Below are 19,320 nucleotides of genomic sequence, written 5' to 3' on the forward strand. Positions count from 1 at the left end.
GGTTGGGTTAAAAGGGAAAAACGCGGGGGATCAGTAGTAAACTAACCACGATATAAGTAAAAGCAACGGGCGCTCCCATCAGGAAAAAATGCTTGAGGCGGTAATTGCTTGCATTAAATACCATCAAGTTGGTTTGATAACCATAAGGCGTGATAAAGCTGGCTGACGCGGCAAATGCCACCCCCATCACCATGGGTATTGGATCAACACCCATACCCTGTGCCAAGCTATAGGCGATAGGAAACATTAATGCCGCGGCGGCATTGTTGGTAATCATTTCTGTTAACAAATAAGTTAATAAGAAAATGCCCATTAAGGTAAAAAACGGCGCTTGGCCACTTAAACCTGTGCTTGCAAATTGACTTATCACGTTCGATAAGCCGGTGGTATTCATCGCGGTGGCAATACACAGGGCGCTGGTTACGACCAACCAAATTTCGACTGGAAAACGCCGTTTAATTTCATTAACGGTTAAACATTTAGCAAACAATAGCAGCGCCAGAAAAAACATCGCGGCCTGTAACAAACTGATAGGAGTAAACACGCTCACGCCAATCATCAGCGCAAAGCCCCACCACGTCAGTTTTTCACGGTGGCCACTGAGCATATCTTCGGTATCAATATCCGACAAAATATAGAAGTTTTTACTCAGGTTATGCCTGCTGCTAAAATCTGGCCCAGTTGCCAATAACATTACATCACCGGCTTTTAATGCTATGTCGCCCAACTTACCGCTGACTTGTTCGCCCTCACGGCGCACAGCCACAACCGCAGCATCAAACCGGGCACGAAACCCGGTACTTTTTAATGTTTTACCGATTAATACCGACTCTTCCTTGATCATCACCTCGGTTAATACTTGTGTCGTTAAACCGTTATCATCAGCAAATAACCGTAAACCCACAAATTGCTTAAGCACGTTGACTTTATGTACGTTGCCACTAAAGAGTAATTTATCGCCGGCACACAATACGTCATAACGCGCTACAGGCCGTATTAATTGCTTACCTCTAACGATTTCAGTTAAAAATAACGCATCAAGATGGCGCAAACCGGCCTCTTCCACCGTAAGCCCTACCAATGGCGAGTCGGGCATCAATTCAGCTTCTAACAAATAAGCGCTATGGCTTTCAGCTGAAATGATGTCATTCGGTAAAAATCGGCTCATAAAAATAACGACCCCACCGCAGGCTAGCGTGACGCCTAAACCTATTAAGGTAAAGTCAAAAAAGCCAAAACCTGGATGGCCTTTTTCAGTTAGCATTGAATGCACGATTAAGTTGGTCGAAGTACCTATTAAGGTTAAAGTTCCGCCGAAGATCGCGGCATAAGAAAGCGGGATCAACAACTTTGCTGGCGACACCGTTTTATTGCTACGCACGGTGTTAAGCATCGCTGCCACAACGGCGGTATTGTTTAATACTGATGAGGCTAAAGCGGCAAAACTGACGGTGCGAAACACCGAACCCGACACAGAGCGGGTAAATAGAAAGCGCGATATACGTCGTAAGATACTGGTTTTCTCTAACGAGTAAGAAATTAAAACCAGCAACACTAACGTGGCTAAACCCGAGTTGGCCGCATTTTTTAATACATCGGCCGTCTCAATAAAACCCAAGGCTAACAAGCCAAGTAACATGGCACCAAATACTGCGGCGGCATGCTGCTGAAAGCGTAATAACGCCATCAGCAACAACACCAGCAACCCTATCAGCACAAGCGCTTCAAGGCTCATTTATTACTGCCGAGACATTAAATGGGGAAAATGTTTGCGCACAAGCATGATCAATTCATATTCAAAATCGCTGAGGCCTTTAATTTCTTCCTCTTCAGCAACAGTAGCAACTAGGGGCGCATCAATCATACCCGCTCCTACCGTTAAATTTGTGAAACGGTCAATAATAATAAAAGCGCCGGTAAGCTTGTTTTTACGAGAGACATCAAACGCCATAGTTTCAGTTAAATTAACATCAACCAAGCCAATTTCATTCATCGCTAACACTTCAGCTGATTTCTCTGCCAAGGTATTCACATCGATGCGATGATGCAGTTTACTGATCTCACCTGTCGTGGTTTTACAGCTGAATTTAAAGTAATACTGCCTGTCGGTTTTTAGTGGCGTGTCATGCAACCAAATTAACTTGGCTCGCATCCGCGATGAGACATGCGGCAGCGCGTCTTTTTTTACCAACATACTGCCACGGCTGACATCAATTTCATCATTCAAAGTAAGCGTTACGGCTTGCCCTGCGTTGGCACTTTGCAAGTCACCATCAAAGGTCACGATGCTTTTGATGGTAGACACGGTACCCGCCGGCAATACCCGCACGGTATCGCCTACAGCGACACTGCCTGAAGCAATCGTGCCTTGGAAACCACGGAAATCAGCATGAGGGCGGCTGACTAACTGCACAGGGAATCGGAAATCGTCATTTTCAGCAAGCGTTAATTCAATGTTTTCAAGATACTGCATCAAGGTTGAGCCACGAAACCAGCTCAGTTTTTCACTAGGATGCACCACATTATCGCCCTCTAAGGCCGAAATAGGCACGAAGCGGATATCAGGAATGTCCAAAGCCCCTGCCAAAGCCAGATACTCTTCTTGAATGGCCTTGTAACGGGCTTGAGAGTAATCGACTAAGTCCATTTTATTAATCGCGACAATCACGTGCTTGATACCCAGCAAAGAACATATGTAGCTGTGTCGCCGCGTTTGGGTTTGCACACCTTTACGCGCATCCACCAGGATTATCGCTAAATCACAGGTCGACGCACCAGTGGCCATATTACGCGTGTATTGCTCGTGGCCTGGCGTATCGGCAATGATAAATTTCCGTTTCTCGGTTGAGAAATAACGGTAAGCTACATCAATGGTAATGCCCTGCTCCCGTTCAGATTGTAATCCATCGACCAGTAAGGCTAAATCGACACGCTCACCTTGAGTACCCACTTTTTTGCTGTCTTCAGTGATAGCCGCAAGCTGATCTTCAAAAATCATTTTGCTGTCATGCAACAAGCGGCCAATCAGGGTACTTTTACCATCATCCACACTGCCACACGTAATAAAGCGCAGTAATTGCTTGTTTTCGTGCTGCTTTAAGTAGGCCAGAATATCCTGCTCTATTAATTCTGAGGTATGGCTCATTAGAAGTACCCTTCCATTTTTTTCTTTTCCATCGAACCGGTGCTGTCGTGATCAATCACCCGACCTTGCCGCTCTGAGGTTTTGGTTAACAACATTTCTTGAATGATTTCAGGTAAGGTTGCCGCTGAGGACTCAACGGCACCCGTTAACGGATAACAACCTAGGGTACGAAAGCGTACACTTTTCATGCTAGGTGTTTCGCCGGGTTGTAATGGCATGCGCTCATCATCAACCATAATCAGGGTGCCATCGCGTTCCACCACAGGGCGCGGTTTAGAGAAATACAAATCTGGGATTTGGATATTCTCAAGATAGATGTATTGCCAAATATCTAGCTCGGTCCAGTTTGATAATGGGAAGACGCGAATGCTTTCGCCTTTATCGACTCGGCCATTAAAAATATTCCACAGCTCTGGCCGCTGATTTTTAGGGTCCCAGCGATGATGCTTGTCGCGAAACGAATACACTCGTTCTTTCGCTCGGGACTTTTCTTCATCACGTCTTGCACCACCAAAGGCAGCATCAAATTTGTATTTATCTAAGGCTTGCTTTAAACCTTGGGTTTTCATGATATCGGTATGCTTGCTGCTGCCATGCTCAAAAGGGCTGATATTCATGGCCAAGCCGTCTGGGTTTTGATGTACCAATAAATTTAAGCCCAGATCGACAGCAATTTGATCACGAAACGCAATCATCTCTTTGAATTTCCACGTGGTATCCACATGTAACAGTGGAAAAGGGATTTTGCCGGGGTAAAACGCTTTACGTGCCAGATGCAATAACACCGACGAGTCTTTACCAACCGAGTAAAGCATCACCGGATTATCAAACTCGGCTACCACTTCACGGAAAATTTGAATCGATTCGTTTTCGAGGGCTTTTAAATGGCTTTGGCTACTTGCTGCCATGATAACTCCGCCTGCGTCTAAGTAAGTGTTTATAGCTTACCAGAACAAATCAAAACCGAATTATCTTGTTTTGGAATATCTTATTTCCAACAACAGGTCCGACCGCACTCAGACACCGGTAAGACCTCCAACCAGTACCGGAGTGTGGTCGGAGGTCAGAGTGGTGTCTGAGTGTGGTCTGAGGAATATCTAGCGGAAGGTTTTTAGGGTGGCGATAATCCGTGCACAGGCTTTGCCATCACCATAAGGGTTATGGGCGAAGCTCATGCTGTCGTAGTAAGGTTTGTCACTGAGTAAGCGAGTGACTTCAGCAACAATTTTGGCTCTGTCTGTGCCCACTAATTTCACCGTACCCGCATCAACCGCCTCTGGCCGCTCGGTCGTGTCACGCATCACTAAAACCGGTTTGCCAAGTGACGGCGCTTCTTCTTGAATACCACCGGAATCAGTCAGTACTAAGTAACTTCTGCTCATCAGATACACAAATGGCAGATAATCTTGTGGCGCAATTAAATGCACGTTCGATACATCACTCAGTAAACGATAAACCGGCTCGCGCACATTGGGGTTTAAATGTACTGGGTAGACAATATCGCAATCCGGGTATTGCTTAGCAATATCCGCTAGCGCAGCACAAATTTGCTCAAAACCACCGCCAAAACTTTCACGGCGATGGCCTGTTACCAATATCATTCGGCGATCGTCTTTTACAAAAGGAAACTGCTCAGCAAAACTGGCGCTTAATTCTGGGCTTTTATCAATTTTGTCGACAACTTGCAGTAGCGCGTCAATCACCGTATTCCCCGTAATAACGATGTTAGCGGCAGCAAGGTTTTCCGCTAATAAGTTATCCGCAGAGGTTTGCGTCGGCGCAAAGTGCAAGCGGGTTAAAGCGCCCGTTAACTTACGATTGGCTTCTTCAGGCCAAGGGCTATAAATATTGCCGGTACGAAGGCCGGCTTCGACATGACCTACCGCAATTTTTTCATAATAGCAGGCTAAGGCCGCAGCAAAAGTAGTGCTGGTATCACCGTGTACTAACACGATATCGGGTTGAAACTCGCGCAGTACCGGTTTGATGTTAAGCAAAATACTGGTAGTAACGTCATAGAGATCCTGCCCGGCTTTCATGATGGCTAAGTCGTATTCAGGTTCGATACTGAATAGCTGTAGTACCTGATCCAGCATTTCACGGTGCTGTCCGGTAACACAAACGCGGCTATCAAAGGCCGCATCTTGTTTTAATTGATTGACCAATGGTGCCATTTTGATGGCTTCAGGGCGTGTGCCAAACACACTTAATACTTTAATCATGTCGCTTTCCTTTTCATTTCGCACGCCGTCATTAGGCCTTTTGCACCCATAACTGGACAAACCAGTACCGGAGTGCGGTCAGAGGTGTGACCAGTACCGGAGTGTGGTATGACCTCAGTGCTTTGGCGTATTATTCGATTTCTTCAAGAAAATCTAACATATCATCGTCTAGCGTTTCTTCAGGCTGTGGTGGATTACCATCGTAAATTTTAAAGATCTGACGCTGATAATAACTTTCTTTAACAAACGAGTATGGATCCAGCGAGTCGTTTAACATATTTTCGACTTGCATTAACTGCTCGCGACCGTCTAATGCACCAATTACGGCACGTGAAATGGTTAACGGCGTATTTAATAAGCTTAAAGGGAAATACAAATTATCAACCAATGAGCCAGCAGTATCTCTTACCGTGGTAGGCCCACGTGCAGGGATCATTAAAAACGGGCCATCGCCAATCCCCCATACCGCCATGGTTTGGCTGAAATCTTCTTCAGCATTGGTCAAACCAATATTGGTTGCTACATCAAATAAGCCAAAAAAACCGGTGGTGCTGTTTAACACAAAACGGCCAACGCTTACGGCTGCTTTCTTCGGTTTGGCTTGCAATACGCTGTTGACGAAGCTAGCTGGCTCACCTAAGTTATTGACTACATTACTTAACCCTTTACGTGCCGGTTTTGGCACTACCGTGATGTAGCCTACGGTTAGCGGTCTAAGTAAATAGGCGTCTAACACATCGTAATTAAAATCCCAAAGCGGGCGGTTAATACGCTCTAGGGGATCTCGTACATCAACATAGGCGGGCTGAGTGTTATTCGCTGTTGCAGCTTGCTGCTCGCTTGGTGCGCTAGCACAGGCCGTTAAGCTGAGCACACCGCCTATCATTAGGGCTCGAAAAAAGAATAAAGACATATTACTGTTCCAAAGTTAATTGTACGGATACTACCGGTTGCTCAAAACTTAGCACCGCTGACACCACTTCTACATCTTGCGTAGAGCGCTCAACTGTTCCTGAAACAGCCATACGGGCAACAACTTGAATAAGATTAGTTTGCTCGATATTCCAGCCCGCTTGCATTGCATCGGCTGCAGATAAGCTGATTTCGGTTACACCAGCAACTAGTGGCAAGCGCTTCGCAGCTAATGGAATAGCCGGGCCTTCTGCCGCACGAGCAAACACGAACAATGAAGCACCAGGATGAGCAGCGGCTAACTCTGCGCCAACACTGACCTGAACCTTTACTTCACGAACAAAGGCTGCGTTTTGCTCGGCAGTGCCGACCGTTGCAGGGGCATTTAATTCGGCTAAACGTGCATTCACTACCTCTAAACGTGGATCATCTGGTGCTAAGCGCGATGCCAATAATTGCCAAGCGGCTATCGCTTCGGCATTATCGCCACGCTCATAAGCAATCAACGCCATTAATGAAATCGCATCAATATTTTCAGGCTCTTGCATTAAGACCCGCGCAACACTTTGGCCGGCTTTGGCTAAGTTCATATCACCGCCCAACATAATCAAGGCTTGGCTGTAGCTAATTAACAACGGGGTGCGCTCTGGCATTAGCTTTAAAGCGCGCTCAAAAGACTCAATCGCTTCTTCTAGCATCCCCAAGGTCATCCAAACCCGACCTAATAACATCCAAGCTACCGCATCATCACCTTCGTTGGCCAGTTTGGTGCGTAGTGCTAAAGAAAACAGCTGCATATCTTGCTCGTTTAAAGGCTCGCCCTCGCCTAGTAATGCGCGTTGACCATAGCTGGCTAAGTTTTGCTGGGCATGCTCCCAATCGGATAATTGCCGATAATGGCCATTTTGGCTGTAAACCACCGCCACAATTAACGCCGTAACCAGCACTAAACTGAGGTGTAATACTCGCTGCTGTTTGGGTTGCTTATAACGAATGGCTTGCTGTTCTTGTTCTAAAAACTGCTGCTTTAACTCATTGGCGGCGGTATCAAAATCTTGCTCAGCCAATTCACCGGCATCGCGTGCTAACGCCAATAATTGCAGGCGCTCTTCAAATAGTTGCGCCGGAGTTTGATTATTCTTTGCATCGGCTTTGCGCGGCCAGATAATAAAAAGGGTACTTAACACCAACATGGCGAGTGCACCGGCGGCAAGTTGCCACATCATGATTTTTTACTCCGATAACTGTCGATAATTTGCTCAAGCTGCTGGTTTAACTTTGCTTTTTCGGCAGAGTCGGTAGCAGCGTCATCTGACAACTGCTCTGACCTGTACCGGAGTGCGGTCTGACCAGCTTGGCGTTTAAGTTGAAACAGCAACAATGATAACAACACCAGCACCGGGGCTAGCCACAACCAAATGGTGTAGCGATTGACCGGCGGCTGATAGTGCACAAAGTCACCGTAACGATCGATCATAAAATCTAACACCTGCTGCCGGCTTAAGCCTTGTTGCACCAACTCGTAGGTTTTATCACGCATATCTACGGCCACCACGGCATTCGAGTCGGCGATATTTTGATTTTGGCATTGCGGACAACGCAGTTCAGCCGTCAGCTTTAAATAAAGTTGCCGTTGCTGCTCACTTTCAAAAGACAATAACTCTTGGCTCTCTGCTGCACTGGCAGCACTGCTTAAGCCTACGGTCAGAAGGATGCTGCAAAGAAAGGTAAAAAATGGCTTCATGGTTTGGCCGCCCATTGCTGGTAAATCGGCGCGAGTTTGCTGCGCCAAACTTGCGGATTAATATCACCAATATGATGCGCCCTTACAATGCCGTTGGCATCCACGATAAAGTGCTCAGGCGCGCCACTGACCCCTAAATCCAGCGATAAACGCCGCTGTTGATCAAGAATGTTAAATTGGTAGGGATCGCCATTTTGTTGCAGCTTAGTGGCAACCTCTTGCTGTAAGGTTGGCAAATCGAAGACTTGGCCAAACATCGGATCTTCAGGTAACACGTAGTAAAGACCGATAATCCGAATGCCCTGCTCATTACGCAGCTGCGTCATGTAACTGAGCTCAGCATTACAAGTAGGGCACCAAACTCCCCACACATTCAGCAAAAAAGTTTCGCCTTTTAGTGCGTCCGGTGTCCAAGTTTTATTCGGATCCTGTAAATCAGGTAACGAGAAACTCGGCAGCGGCCGGTCGATAATAGCCGAGTCACGCTCACGCGGATCAGAAAACAATCCACTGAGTAAAAACAGCGACAAGCCTAAAAATAACGCTAAAGGAATATAAAATAACGCCTTACGCATCCGCCGTCTCCCGCACTGGCACTTGTCGACGATAGCGCTTATCAAGCAAAGCGATTAACGCACCTAACGACATTAACAAGCCGCCGAGCCAAATCCATCTGACAAAAGGTTTTACATACACACGGATAGCCCACGCATCGCCCGGTAAGGCTTCACCTAATGACACATACAGATCACGGCTTAAGCGCGCATGCACCGCGGCTTCGGTCATCATCATCCGTTGAATATTGTATTCGCGCTTTTCAGCATGCAGATGGGTAACATAGCTGCCGTCTATTCTTCTTACGTCGATTTCTGCCGCTTCCCCACCGTAATTAGGGCCGTTTAGTTTATAAACGTCTTGTAGCTCAAATTCATAATCGGCTAACACCACCTTATCACCGATGGCCATGCGCACATCACGTTCGACACTGTAGGTTTTGGTCATGGCCACACCAATTACCAGCACGGCAAAACCGATATGCGCCATCGTCATACCATAATGCGACGCCTGCAATTTACTTAAACCGGCTTTTACTGAACCGAACTGATCTAATCGCTGATAAATTTCGCTAAGCGCCGATAAGCCTACCCAAGCACCTAACAATAAGCCTAACAACGCCAAGTTTGCGACGACACTTTGCAGTAAACTTAAGGTACCCAAAGCGACAATCAGCGTAGCGATGGCCAGTAACGACATGGGCTTGAGCAATGGCGCGGCTTTTTGTTGCTTCCAGCGTACCCAAGGCCCTAAACCTAGTAACAGGGCAAAAGGGATGGTCAGGTAATAAAACATCTGATTAAAGAACGGCTCACCTATCGAAATAGAGCCTAAGCCTAACTCTTTGTGTACCAATGGAAATAAGGTACCTAACAATACTACTAAGGTAGCGGTTAGTAAGAACACGTTGTTGCTCCACAGCATCACTTCGCGCGAAAAAAGCTGATAACGCGCCTGACTGCGCACCGAGTTCATGCGGCTGGCGTAAAGTAACAATGAGCCACCGATAACGATTAGCAGGAAAATCAATAAGAAAATACCGCGATCAGGATCCGATGCAAACGAGTGAACCGATACCAACACACCAGAGCGCACTAAAAAGGCACCTAATAAACTCAGAGAAAAGGCACCGAGCGCCAATAATACCGTCCAGGATTTAAAGGTGCCGCGCTTCTCGGTGACCGCTAAGCTATGGATTAAAGCCGTACCCACCAACCAAGGCATTAACGACGCATTTTCTACCGGATCCCAAAACCACCAGCCGCCCCAACCTAGCTCGTTATAGGCCCACCAACTACCCAGCATAATGCCCAAGGTCAGGAACATCCAGGCCGCTAAAGTCCAAGGTCTGGCCCAGCGCGCCCAAGTACTGTCAAATTTACCGCCAATTAAAGCGGCTATCGCAAAGGCAAACGACACCGCAAAACCGACATAACCCAGATACAACAACGGCGGATGGATAATCATGCCGAAGTCTTGCAGTAATGGGTTTAAGTCACTGCCTTGCACGGGGTAAAACGGTAAGCTGCGTTCAAACGGATTTGACATAAATAAAGAAAAAGCAATAAAACCGATGTTAATCAGCCCCATAATGCCTAAAATTCGCCCTTGCATTAGTAAGGGCAATGCTTTGGAATATTGCGCCACTAAGGCAGTCCAGCCGGCTAACATCATAACCCATAACAACATCGAGCCTTCGTGTGAGCCCCATACTGCGGTGAGTTTGTAGTACCACGGTAAAATAGAACTGGAGTTGGTGGCCACATTAATTACGGTAAAATCATCGTGATAAAAAGACCAGGCTAGCGCCATAAACGCTAGTAAAGTAAATACAAACATACCCACTGATAAGGGTTTGGCTAATAATAAGGCACGTTCATTGGCGGTAAAGCTGCCCGCTAAAGGCACTAAAGCCAATAATAATGACAGCGCAAAGGCAAAGGTCAGCGCCAGCTGACCGTATTCTGCAATCATCGATTAGCCTCCGTAATTCGCGTTGCTAGCCGCGGGCTGTTGGCTGGGAGGCACATGGCGAATGCCTTTTAGCGCTTCGGCCACCTCTGGAGGCATATATTCTTCATCGTGTTTGGCTAGCACTTCGGTAGCGGCTAACACAGTGGCACTGCGCAACTCACCTTGCGCAACGATACCTTGGCCTTCACGAAATAAGTCCGGCAAAATGCCTTCAAACTCAACCGTGGCGATTTCACCTGAATCGTCGGTTAAATCAAAACGCACTTTTAAACTTTCAGCGTCACGTTGCACTGTGCCGGGCACCACCATGCCACCTAAACGCAGCCGTTGGCCAACATCGGGTTTAATTTTCCCTTCACCAAGGCCCTGAATAAGCTGACCTGGGGTATAGAACAAGTTAATGTTTTGCTGTAAGGCAAATAGCATCGCCCCCACGGCACCAGCAATCAAACTGATTACCAACAACATGGATAACAGGCGTTTCTTTCGTCTTGGTTGCATTAGCTTTGCTGCTCCTGATACTGCTTGATTCGTTGCTCTCTGGCCATTTTTGCGGCGAGGTGCTGCTTAAATTGACGTTGCTGGAAATAACTCCACCACAGCAAGCCCATCAACAACAAATACGTTAAGCCGAAAGATAACCAAACAAAAAAACTGTAACTAATGCCGTTACTGGCCATCGCTAAAAAATCACTGAAGCTAGCAAAGTAGAACGGAAAAACACCAAAAAGTTGCACCGGCAATTCGCTACTCAGTTGCCAAAACGTGTTCAATAAACTGCTCAATAACATGCTATCTCCTCGCTTATGCTTTGCTAACTAACTGTTTAACCCAAGGCCGATGCTGCTCATTTTCGAGGATCGCTGTACGTAAACGCACGCAGGTTAACGCCGCTAATAACAAACTAAACGCCAATAAACTGATTAACAAAGGCCAGAGCATGCTGGGATCGATGGACGGTTTAGCAAACTTAGTGATGGTCGCACCTTGATGCAGGGTGTTCCACCACTCTACCGAGAAATGGATGATGGGTAAGTTAATCACACCAACAACCGCCAATAAACTGGCCACTTTAGCGCCGGTTTGCCGCTCAGAAAAAGCCCCATGTAACGCCATCACGCCAAAATATAAAAATAAGAGGATGAGCTCAGACGTTAAGCGTGCATCCCACACCCACCACGCACCCCACATGGGTTTACCCCAGGCCATACCGGTTAGCAAGGCAATGGCCGTATAAACCGCACCAATCGGCGCGATGGCTAATACTGCCCACTGCGCCGTTTTAATTTGCCACACCAAGGCAGTAAAGGCTGCGATGGCCATCGCCATATAAGCGCCCATCGACATAATGGCCGACGGCACATGAATATGAATAATGCGGTAACTGTCTCCTTGCTGATAATCAGTGGGGGTAAAGCCTAAGCCCCAAATATTACCCAACAACAAAGTAAACAAAGCACTACTCATTAACCACGGCGTTAACTTGCCACAAAAATGATATAGCGTTTCTGGTTTTGCTAACGGATCTAACCACTTAAACATATCAGCTCACATTTATCTTTAAAGCGCTGCACACGGCCATAGGCACCAACGCCAGCGAGAACAAAAACATTGCCAATAAAATGGCAATCTGCCCAGTAAAACCTAAACCAATGCTGGCCGCTTCAATGGCGGCACTCGCAAAAATTAATAGCGGAATATATAAAGGCAGAATAACCAATGCCAGTAAGATCCCACCTTTATCCGCAGAGACCGTGATACCCGCCCCTAACACGCTGAGTAAGCTCAGCACTGGAGTACCCAGTAATAACGTTAGCGCCATCGCTTCTAGGGCGGCCCCTTGCATATTCAGCAGCAAAGCCACTAGCGGTGATAACAGCAATAACGGCAAACCGGTACTTAACCAATTCGCGGTAATTTTCGCCAGCACAAACGGCATTAATGCCTGCTGCGCCGCCACTAATTGCTCTATCACCCCATTGCGATAGTCGTCTTTAAACAGTCGCTCGGCCGCTAATAACACGCTTAATAGCGCGGCAATCCAAACTATACCTGGTGCCATTATACGCAGCATATTCGGCTCTGGGCCAACCCCTAATGGAAACAGGGTTAGCACGATAATAAAAAACAACACAGGATTAAGCCAATCCGCTTTTTGCCGAGCCAGTAAACGTAATTCGCGCTGTAAAAAAATGCTAAATTTTACCATCGATAATGGATCTCTAACGCGCGCAAGGCATGATATTCAATGCTGAGCGGTTGGTGGGTCGTTAAAATTATCGCGCCGCCGCGCTTTAAATGCGCGATAAAGTGTTGCTGTAAACTGACAATCGCGGATTGATCTAATGCCGTAAAAGGTTCGTCGAGGATCCAAATTTGCGCAGAGGTAGCCCAAAGCCGGGCTAAGGATACCCGCCGCTGTTGGCCGGCCGACAACATGCGACAAGGAATATCTTCTAAACCGGCTAAACCTAATTCTGCCAGTAACATAAATTCGTCTTGAATATGCAGATCGCTAGCCGCTTGCCAAAATTGTAAATTTTCAATCGCCGTTAATTGCTCATGAATACCGCTTTGATGGCCGATAAAACATAAGTTGGCGGCGTAATCGCTTAACGCGGCAGGTAAGGGTTGAGCTAAATACTGCAATTGGCCTTCATCGGGTTGCGCCAAGCCAGCTAGAATTCGCAGCAATGAGCTTTTACCGGCGCCATTTTTGCCTTTGATCTGCAAAAGTTCGCCCGGTTTTAAGTGTAACGACAGCTGCTCAAACAGCACGCGATCTTGCTTTACGCAGCTTAAATCAGCAGCATCGAGCAAAATGGGGGCAGTAACAGCAAAGGTGGGTTGTGCTATATTCACAGTCCTCTAACTATCGACGACCAACAAAATTGGGCGCATAGTAGCATAATGCCGCCAGAATACGAATCAGAACCGCTTCGTAAGCTTGATTCAAATCAGCTATTTGCACAACTTGTCGGCAAGTGCCGCTTACAGTTCAATAATCACTGTTAAAAAAGCGGCTTTAACCAACAGAACCTTGAGAGCGTGATGTTACCCTTTAATTTTGGCCAGCTAACCACAAACACCAGCTTAAACCCACAAACGACAGTGAACAGTGGTGTGATTAAACTTGGCAGCGCCGTGCCGTATCCGGCAATGGTGGTCACAAGCCATACCAATAACACCCCCAATGCGACACAGCAATTATTACTGCAAAGCCAGCAAGGCTTACAACGGCTTGCTTTATCTGCGCTACCCCCGTTACCACTGAATGTGCCGCTGCAACTGAGTTTTAATGCGACAACGCCCGACAACTTGAACGTACGCGTGATGCAGTGGCAAGGTAACCCGCAAGCACAACAATTAACGGCCGCACAAACCACTTTGTTACTGCAACCTGAGCAGCTAAACCAAGTGAGTGCACAATTAGCCAGTGGCAAACCGCTTAATCATTTGGCTGGCCAAGCGGTTACCCCGCCCCTCGCCGCGCAATTAGCCACATTACAATTGGTCAAGTTACCCATTGTCAGTGCCGCTTCATCGGCGCAAAGCGCTTTGCAAAACAGCAGTAGCTATAACCTTTCGACAAATAACAACAACCAAGCGGCTAACACACTAACAGCCAATATGCCAAGCCAGAGAGCGGCGATGGCTAACCTGCAAAACGCAGCGGTATTTCAAACGCTAAGCCCCCAGCTACAGCTCGCTTTACAACAAGCTGCCGTGCAGATTTCGGTGTTTCAACAATTACAAACGACAAGTCCGCTGTTGCAACTGAATAACCAAGTACTCAACCTTACCCCACCTGAGCGCCAGCAGTTAAAGCTGTTGCTACAACCTTTGGTTACTCAAGCCACCCCCAACCATGCCACTGAGCGAGCGAGTTGGGTGTTACTCATACAACCGTTAAAAGACTTAGGCCAATTTCAACTGCCAGGCAGTGCACTGAACCGGCCACTGCAACTTAGCTTGTCTGATGGTAGCCAATTAACCTTGGGCAGCACGCAAACCCATAACAAACCTGATGATGCATCACAAAAAAATTCGGCAACACACTCGGCAGCAACGGCAACAGCTCAAACGCAATTAAGCCAGCCCAGCGCGAGGAGCTCCGCCGGCGTAATGCCCAACACCCCGTTACAAGAGGAACCGATGAAAACCGCGATTGTTGATAAGATCCTCAGCCAGTTTGGCCAAAACAGCGAAAGCACGCCGAAACTGCAAGCCGGGCAACCCTATTTGGCTAAATTACAGTTAACCGGCCAAAGCGCGCAATTTATTGTGCAAACAGCGCAAGGCTTGCTGCAATTGCCACTGACGCTGGCAGCCAAACAACTCTCTGCCATTCCAAGCGATTTGCCCTTACAGTTAAGTTTTAAAGAAACCAAACCCGGCACAATAGAAATTCATATCAAGGTATTAAGCGGCTTACCAGAGAACATTCAGCTAACAGCGAAACAAGCACAATTACTGCAAAATCCCAAACAATTAGCCGCCTTGCAACAAAGCGTGTTGCGCGGTGAAACCATCACCCAGTTAGCGGGCGAGCCGCTTGCGCAGCCGTTAAACGCCCGTTCAGCCACAAGTAACAGTATTGCCAAACATTTATCGCTGATATTATTGCCACCCGCTAATAACAATAAAACCGTTAATGCTAATTTAGCGCAGCAACAGCTCCAAGCAACGGCAGGGGCTAATACGGCTAACAACGCTGCTACCTCTTGGCAATTAAGCGTGCAGCCGCTTGTCAGTGAACACAAAATTCAGCTCGCCAGTCAGCAGTTTGCCAAACCTCTGCCGTTGGGTGCGCAGCCTGCCCCTGCAGCCCCCACCGTAACAAAGTTACAGCCAACCGATGTCAGCAATACACACTGGCGGCAATTATTACCTTTATTACAAAGTGCGCCAGCCACCTTAAGCAGCCTGCCAGACTTACCTGCCGAAGTTCAGCAAGTGTTGAACCTACTACGCCAAGCTCAGCCGGATGGCTCTAAGGTATTAACACCGCCTCAAGTACAAGAACAACTGCAAGCAGCGTTAAACTTTCAACCTTTACAAAGCCAACCTAACATGACCACCTCGGCCGGCACCTTGGCTGTGGCCATTCAATTATTATTAGGGCACTTGTTAAAGCAACCCTCGGGATCATTGCGAGAGCCAAACGCGCAGCGTTTAGCCCAAAATATCGGGCAGCTTGAACCGGCGCAAGCATCTAACTTACTACGAGCACTCGGTAGCCACAGTAGTGCTTTGCAATTGGCACAACTACAAAACGCTGAAGTGCCAGCAAATCTGCAGCAATGGCTGATCCCGTTAGCCTTGCAGCAACAACAAGAAAGCCGAATTAGCCAAATTTTGTTAGAACAAAAAGAACGCGAGCAAAAAGACAGCGAACAAAAACAGCGCTTTTGGCAGTTAACCATGAAATTTGACTTAGCCGATAAGGGCCAATTATTAGCCGTGGCCAAGTTGCAAGACGACGATGTGCAATTACAGTTTTATACCGATCAACCGCAAGCATTACAGCAAGCGCAAAAGTTTTTACCAATCTTAACGGAGCGCTGCAGTGCGCAAGGATTAACCGTGAGTAAAGCGGAATGTCAGTTAGGGAAAATCCCTGATACGCTGGGCAGTAAACGCACCAGTTTAATTTCGACACAGGTTTAAGCCGCAAGTTTAAAAAAGTAACAAAGTTGCAGTGTGGCCAGCGCGTTATCACACTGGCCACCAAGGTTGTCGCTTACTTAAAACAACAAGTTTTTACCAAAATAAATGGTAGAGACAGTGTTGATAAAAATAATCGCTAAAATTAATGGAATAAAAGTACCCAGTGAGAAATTCACATATTTTTGTAAAAATGAGCCTGCAAAGCGTTGATTGCCATCACTAATTTCAGCATCTAAATTCTGTTTTTTCCAGCGGTAAATCACAAAAAGACACAGCAATAAGCCGTTTAATGGCAGGATGGTTTCATAAAACATATCGTAAATCAGATCAAAGAATGACTTATTGGCACCGCCGTAACTTAGCATATTGCTCAGCCAATCAACACGACCAAACGACAAAGCGGAAACGATAGCTAACGCCACCATCACACTGCCTAAAAGATACAAGGCTTTGCGACGACTGATCCCTTTGCCATCCATAACACTGGCCACTGGCACTTCAATAATCGAAACCAGTGAAGTCATTGCAGCGAAAAACACTAATAAAAAGAAAAACGCGGCAACAAAAGAAGCGCCAAAATAACCAATATCGGCCTGTAGCGCTAAAAAGATTTTCGGTAAAAACATAAAGATCATGCCGATACTGGAGGTCGACAGTTCCGAAATTTCAATTTCAGGGTTAAACGAAAACACCGCCGGCAATATTAATAAACCCGAACAACAGGCCACCATTAACGATAAACCCGCCACCGTTTTACCGGCTGAGACGATATTGTCATGTTTTTGAATGTATGAGCCGTACGTAATCAAAATACCCATGGCTAAAGACAGCGAGAAAAAGGCTTGCGCCAGTGCGCCATTGAGAACTTCGCCGGTTAACTTGGTAAAATCAGGGATCAGAAAGAATTTCACACCCAGCATAGCGTTTTCTAAAGTAAGTACGTAAATCACCAACGCAATGAGCATAACAAACAGTGTTGGCATCAGCACGGTGGTGGCTTTTTCAATGCCCTTTTTCACCCCGCCTTGCAAAATTAAGAAGGTTAATACTACAACAAAGGCGAGATAACCAAATAACTCGTTGCTGGTAATAAAATTACCAAACCCTGCAGGATCGGCTAATTGGTCTAGCTGCCCAAAAACGGCTTTACCCAAGTAGCCTGCGATCCAGACGGTAATCACCAAATAAAACACGCCAATCATAAAAGGTGTGATCACCGATAACCAACCAACAGTGCGCCAAGCGCGGTTTTGGCCAATTTCGGTGTAAGCGCCAAGCGGGTTTTGCCGTGTATGACGGCCTAAACTCATTTCGGCCAGCATCACCGGTAAACAAATAAAGAACACGAAAAAAGCGTACATAACGAGGAAGGCGGCGCCACCGTTTTTACTGGCCATCACCGGGAAAGCGACGAGGTTACCAATACCGACAGCTGAGCCTGCTGCAGCCAGAATAAAACCTAGGCTGGAGCTAAATTGTTCACGTTTCATTGATGCGTGACTCCTGGATAAATGTTGTAGTTATAGTTGTTGTTTTTTACAGTCAGTTGCATGCTAACAGTCTGTTGAAGCAAATCCTAGTCCGAGCAGCAAAGCGCGTACTGCTAATTGGTTTTAAAAAGCAAATCTGCTAAGGTGCAAGCAGTTTATTAACAGCCGAGTTTTATCATGTTATATATGATTTATGCAGAAGATGCGGTAAATAGTCTAGAAAAACGGTTAGCAGCCCGACCAGACCATTTAGCACGCTTAGAACAGTTAAAATCTGAAGGACGTTTAGTAATGGCAGGCCCGCTGCCGGCTATCGATTCAGACAACCCGGGGGCGGCTGGTTTTACTGGTTCTTTAGTGATTGCTGAATTTCCCTCTTTAACTGACGCCGAAGCTTGGGCCAAGGCAGATCCTTATTGGGCTGCGGGTGTGTATCAACAGGCTACAGTGAAACCGTATAAGAAAGTATTACCTTAATTTTCGTTCAACTTCTCTCAAAGGAATGACAGCATGTCGTCATATATTCTGTTAACGGGTGGTGCTGGTTATATCGGCAGCCATACGGCATTGTGTTTACTGCGTGCGGGTTATCAGGTGATTAGCTTTGATAATTTTAGTAATAGCTCAGATGAAGCGTTAAAACGCGTTGAACAGCTTTCAGGTAAAAGCCTGATCAGTATTAATGGTGACATTCGCGATCAAGCCGCGTTAACCGCCGTTTTTAGCCAATATACTATTTCTGCGGTGGTGCATTTTGCCGGTTTAAAAGCAGTAGGTGAATCCACTGAGCTGCCGCTGCACTATTACGATAACAATGTTGCCGGTACAGTGACCTTATGCCGGGTCATGCAACATTTTAACGTGAAAAAACTGGTCTTTAGCTCATCGGCGACCGTGTATGGCGATGCTAAAGAAGTGCCGATCAAAGAAACCTCAGCGCGCTCAGCGACCAATCCGTATGGTCAAAGCAAATTGATGATCGAGTATATTTTAGAAGACTTACAACGCGCGGATGACGACTGGTCAATTGCCGTATTGCGCTATTTCAACCCTGTTGGCGCGGATAGCAGTGGGCAAATTGGCGAAGATCCTAACGGTATCCCGAATAATCTGATGCCATTTATTTCACAAGTGGCGGTGGGTAAACGCCAGCAGCTCAGTGTGTTTGGCGATGACTACCCAACCGCCGATGGCACCGGTGTGCGCGATTACATCCATGTGGTCGATTTAGCGCAGGGCCACCTAAAAGCGCTTGAGTTCTTACAAAGCTTTAAAGGTATTGAAGCCATCAACTTAGGCACAGGCGTGGGTTACAGCGTGTTAGATATGGTTAAAGCCTTTAGCGATGTGAATAAGGTGCCGGTACCCTATCAAATTGCAGCACGTAGACCTGGTGATATTGCCGTTTGCTACGCTGAACCGAGCAAAGCGAAACGCTTACTGAACTGGCAAACTGAGAAAACATTGCAAGATATGGTGCGCGACACCTGGCATTGGCAAAGCAACAACCCCAACGGTTACAAAGCTTAAACACTCCCCCCTGATAAATAACGCTAACCTGTCTCTGGTCTAACCACACTCTGAGACAGGTTAGACCACACTCCGGTA

Annotated in this window: 18 protein-coding genes; 3 read left to right on the forward strand and 15 right to left on the reverse strand. The window is 46.8% G+C overall.

The features are described from left to right. Positions 1-7 precede the first annotated feature (7 nt). The 14 genes from ACUJFK_RS12185 to ccmA all read right to left on the reverse strand — a co-directional run bounded on the left by ACUJFK_RS12185 (position 8) and on the right by ccmA (position 13,414). Positions 8-1,735 (reverse strand): SLC13 family permease, encoded by a 1,728-nt coding sequence (locus tag ACUJFK_RS12185; protein WP_445425036.1) that lies wholly within the window; start codon positions 1,733-1,735, stop codon positions 8-10. A 3-nt stretch (positions 1,736-1,738) separates the two neighbouring features. Beyond that, positions 1,739-3,145: a sulfate adenylyltransferase subunit CysN gene (gene cysN / locus ACUJFK_RS12190; RefSeq protein ID WP_445425037.1), complete on the reverse strand. Its 1,407-nt coding sequence runs from the start codon at positions 3,143-3,145 to the stop codon at positions 1,739-1,741. Next, a complete protein-coding gene (gene cysD, locus ACUJFK_RS12195; protein ID WP_226750180.1) occupies positions 3,145-4,053 on the reverse strand; it encodes a sulfate adenylyltransferase subunit CysD in 909 nt (302 codons plus the stop codon). Before cysD ends, cysN begins: the two co-directional genes overlap by 1 nt. Positions 4,054-4,242: 189 nt before the next feature. Continuing rightward, positions 4,243-5,367: a non-hydrolyzing UDP-N-acetylglucosamine 2-epimerase gene (gene wecB, locus ACUJFK_RS12200; protein ID WP_445425038.1), complete on the reverse strand. Its 1,125-nt coding sequence runs from the start codon at positions 5,365-5,367 to the stop codon at positions 4,243-4,245. 130 nt (positions 5,368-5,497) lie between these two features. Beyond that, entirely contained in the window at positions 5,498-6,280 is a 783-nt protein-coding gene (locus tag ACUJFK_RS12205) for an MlaA family lipoprotein (protein ID WP_306178203.1), read from the reverse strand. 1 nt (position 6,281) lies between these two features. Next, complete coding sequence (gene ccmI, locus ACUJFK_RS12210; RefSeq protein WP_445425039.1) at positions 6,282-7,505, reverse strand: c-type cytochrome biogenesis protein CcmI; 1,224 nt, start codon at positions 7,503-7,505, stop codon at positions 6,282-6,284. Continuing rightward, a complete protein-coding gene (locus ACUJFK_RS12215) occupies positions 7,502-8,023 on the reverse strand; it encodes a cytochrome c-type biogenesis protein (RefSeq protein ID WP_445425040.1) in 522 nt (173 codons plus the stop codon). Before ACUJFK_RS12215 ends, ccmI begins: the two co-directional genes overlap by 4 nt. Next, complete coding sequence (locus tag ACUJFK_RS12220; RefSeq protein WP_306178200.1) at positions 8,020-8,598, reverse strand: redoxin family protein; 579 nt, start codon at positions 8,596-8,598, stop codon at positions 8,020-8,022. Before ACUJFK_RS12220 ends, ACUJFK_RS12215 begins: the two co-directional genes overlap by 4 nt. Continuing rightward, entirely contained in the window at positions 8,591-10,552 is a 1,962-nt protein-coding gene (locus ACUJFK_RS12225; protein WP_445425041.1) for a heme lyase CcmF/NrfE family subunit, read from the reverse strand. Before ACUJFK_RS12225 ends, ACUJFK_RS12220 begins: the two co-directional genes overlap by 8 nt. A 3-nt stretch (positions 10,553-10,555) precedes the next feature. Next, positions 10,556-11,053 (reverse strand): cytochrome c maturation protein CcmE, encoded by a 498-nt coding sequence (gene ccmE / locus ACUJFK_RS12230; RefSeq protein WP_226750187.1) that lies wholly within the window; start codon positions 11,051-11,053, stop codon positions 10,556-10,558. Beyond that, a complete protein-coding gene (ccmD, locus tag ACUJFK_RS12235) occupies positions 11,053-11,343 on the reverse strand; it encodes a heme exporter protein CcmD (protein WP_306178198.1) in 291 nt (96 codons plus the stop codon). Before ccmD ends, ccmE begins: the two co-directional genes overlap by 1 nt. Positions 11,344-11,356: 13 nt before the next feature. Continuing rightward, positions 11,357-12,094, reverse strand: coding sequence for a heme ABC transporter permease (locus ACUJFK_RS12240; RefSeq protein ID WP_306178197.1), 738 nt, complete (start codon positions 12,092-12,094; stop codon positions 11,357-11,359). A gap of 1 nt (position 12,095) precedes the next feature. Further along, complete coding sequence (gene ccmB / locus ACUJFK_RS12245) at positions 12,096-12,761, reverse strand: heme exporter protein CcmB (RefSeq protein WP_229584390.1); 666 nt, start codon at positions 12,759-12,761, stop codon at positions 12,096-12,098. Next, positions 12,755-13,414 carry a cytochrome c biogenesis heme-transporting ATPase CcmA gene (gene ccmA / locus ACUJFK_RS12250; RefSeq protein ID WP_445425042.1) on the reverse strand — a complete coding sequence of 220 codons (660 nt, stop codon included), beginning with the start codon at positions 13,412-13,414 and terminating at the stop codon, positions 12,755-12,757. The genes ccmB and ccmA overlap by 7 nt, the downstream gene beginning before the upstream one ends. 189 nt (positions 13,415-13,603) lie before the next feature. Between ccmA and ACUJFK_RS12255 the strand changes: the two genes are divergently transcribed. After that, complete coding sequence (locus ACUJFK_RS12255; RefSeq protein ID WP_445425043.1) at positions 13,604-16,222, forward strand: flagellar hook-length control protein FliK; 2,619 nt, start codon at positions 13,604-13,606, stop codon at positions 16,220-16,222. A gap of 77 nt (positions 16,223-16,299) precedes the next feature. Here ACUJFK_RS12255 and ACUJFK_RS12260 read toward each other — a convergent pair whose 3' ends face one another. Next, positions 16,300-17,712, reverse strand: coding sequence for a sodium-dependent transporter (locus tag ACUJFK_RS12260; protein ID WP_226750193.1), 1,413 nt, complete (start codon positions 17,710-17,712; stop codon positions 16,300-16,302). A gap of 177 nt (positions 17,713-17,889) precedes the next feature. Between ACUJFK_RS12260 and ACUJFK_RS12265 the strand changes: the two genes are divergently transcribed. After that, entirely contained in the window at positions 17,890-18,189 is a 300-nt protein-coding gene (locus ACUJFK_RS12265; RefSeq protein WP_226750194.1) for a YciI family protein, read from the forward strand. Positions 18,190-18,222: 33 nt separating this feature from the next. After that, positions 18,223-19,242 carry a UDP-glucose 4-epimerase GalE gene (gene galE / locus ACUJFK_RS12270; RefSeq protein WP_236129356.1) on the forward strand — a complete coding sequence of 340 codons (1,020 nt, stop codon included), beginning with the start codon at positions 18,223-18,225 and terminating at the stop codon, positions 19,240-19,242. The last annotated feature ends 78 nt before the right edge of the window (positions 19,243-19,320 follow it).

The sequence above is a fragment of the Alishewanella sp. HL-SH06 genome (assembly GCF_052656265.1).

Bases quoted from the DNA above. Each gene is read 5' to 3' on its own strand.
- ccmI (WP_445425039.1), bottom strand. From the start codon at position 7,505: ATGATGTGGCAACTTGCCGCCGGTGCACTCGCCATGTTGGTGTTAAGT.
- ccmD (WP_306178198.1), bottom strand. From the start codon at position 11,343: ATGTTATTGAGCAGTTTATTGAACACGTTTTGGCAACTGAGTAGCGAA.
- cysD (WP_226750180.1), bottom strand. From the start codon at position 4,053: ATGGCAGCAAGTAGCCAAAGCCATTTAAAAGCCCTCGAAAACGAATCG.
- ACUJFK_RS12225 (WP_445425041.1), bottom strand. From the start codon at position 10,552: ATGATTGCAGAATACGGTCAGCTGGCGCTGACCTTTGCCTTTGCGCTG.
- ACUJFK_RS12220 (WP_306178200.1), bottom strand. From the start codon at position 8,598: ATGCGTAAGGCGTTATTTTATATTCCTTTAGCGTTATTTTTAGGCTTG.
- ACUJFK_RS12215 (WP_445425040.1), bottom strand. From the start codon at position 8,023: ATGAAGCCATTTTTTACCTTTCTTTGCAGCATCCTTCTGACCGTAGGC.
- ACUJFK_RS12260 (WP_226750193.1), bottom strand. From the start codon at position 17,712: ATGAAACGTGAACAATTTAGCTCCAGCCTAGGTTTTATTCTGGCTGCA.
- ccmB (WP_229584390.1), bottom strand. From the start codon at position 12,761: ATGGTAAAATTTAGCATTTTTTTACAGCGCGAATTACGTTTACTGGCT.
- ACUJFK_RS12255 (WP_445425043.1), top strand. From the start codon at position 13,604: ATGTTACCCTTTAATTTTGGCCAGCTAACCACAAACACCAGCTTAAAC.
- ACUJFK_RS12185 (WP_445425036.1), bottom strand. From the start codon at position 1,735: ATGAGCCTTGAAGCGCTTGTGCTGATAGGGTTGCTGGTGTTGTTGCTG.
- ACUJFK_RS12265 (WP_226750194.1), top strand. From the start codon at position 17,890: ATGTTATATATGATTTATGCAGAAGATGCGGTAAATAGTCTAGAAAAA.
- ACUJFK_RS12240 (WP_306178197.1), bottom strand. From the start codon at position 12,094: ATGTTTAAGTGGTTAGATCCGTTAGCAAAACCAGAAACGCTATATCAT.
- cysN (WP_445425037.1), bottom strand. From the start codon at position 3,145: ATGAGCCATACCTCAGAATTAATAGAGCAGGATATTCTGGCCTACTTA.
- ccmE (WP_226750187.1), bottom strand. From the start codon at position 11,053: ATGCAACCAAGACGAAAGAAACGCCTGTTATCCATGTTGTTGGTAATC.
- wecB (WP_445425038.1), bottom strand. From the start codon at position 5,367: ATGATTAAAGTATTAAGTGTGTTTGGCACACGCCCTGAAGCCATCAAA.
- galE (WP_236129356.1), top strand. From the start codon at position 18,223: ATGTCGTCATATATTCTGTTAACGGGTGGTGCTGGTTATATCGGCAGC.
- ACUJFK_RS12205 (WP_306178203.1), bottom strand. From the start codon at position 6,280: ATGTCTTTATTCTTTTTTCGAGCCCTAATGATAGGCGGTGTGCTCAGC.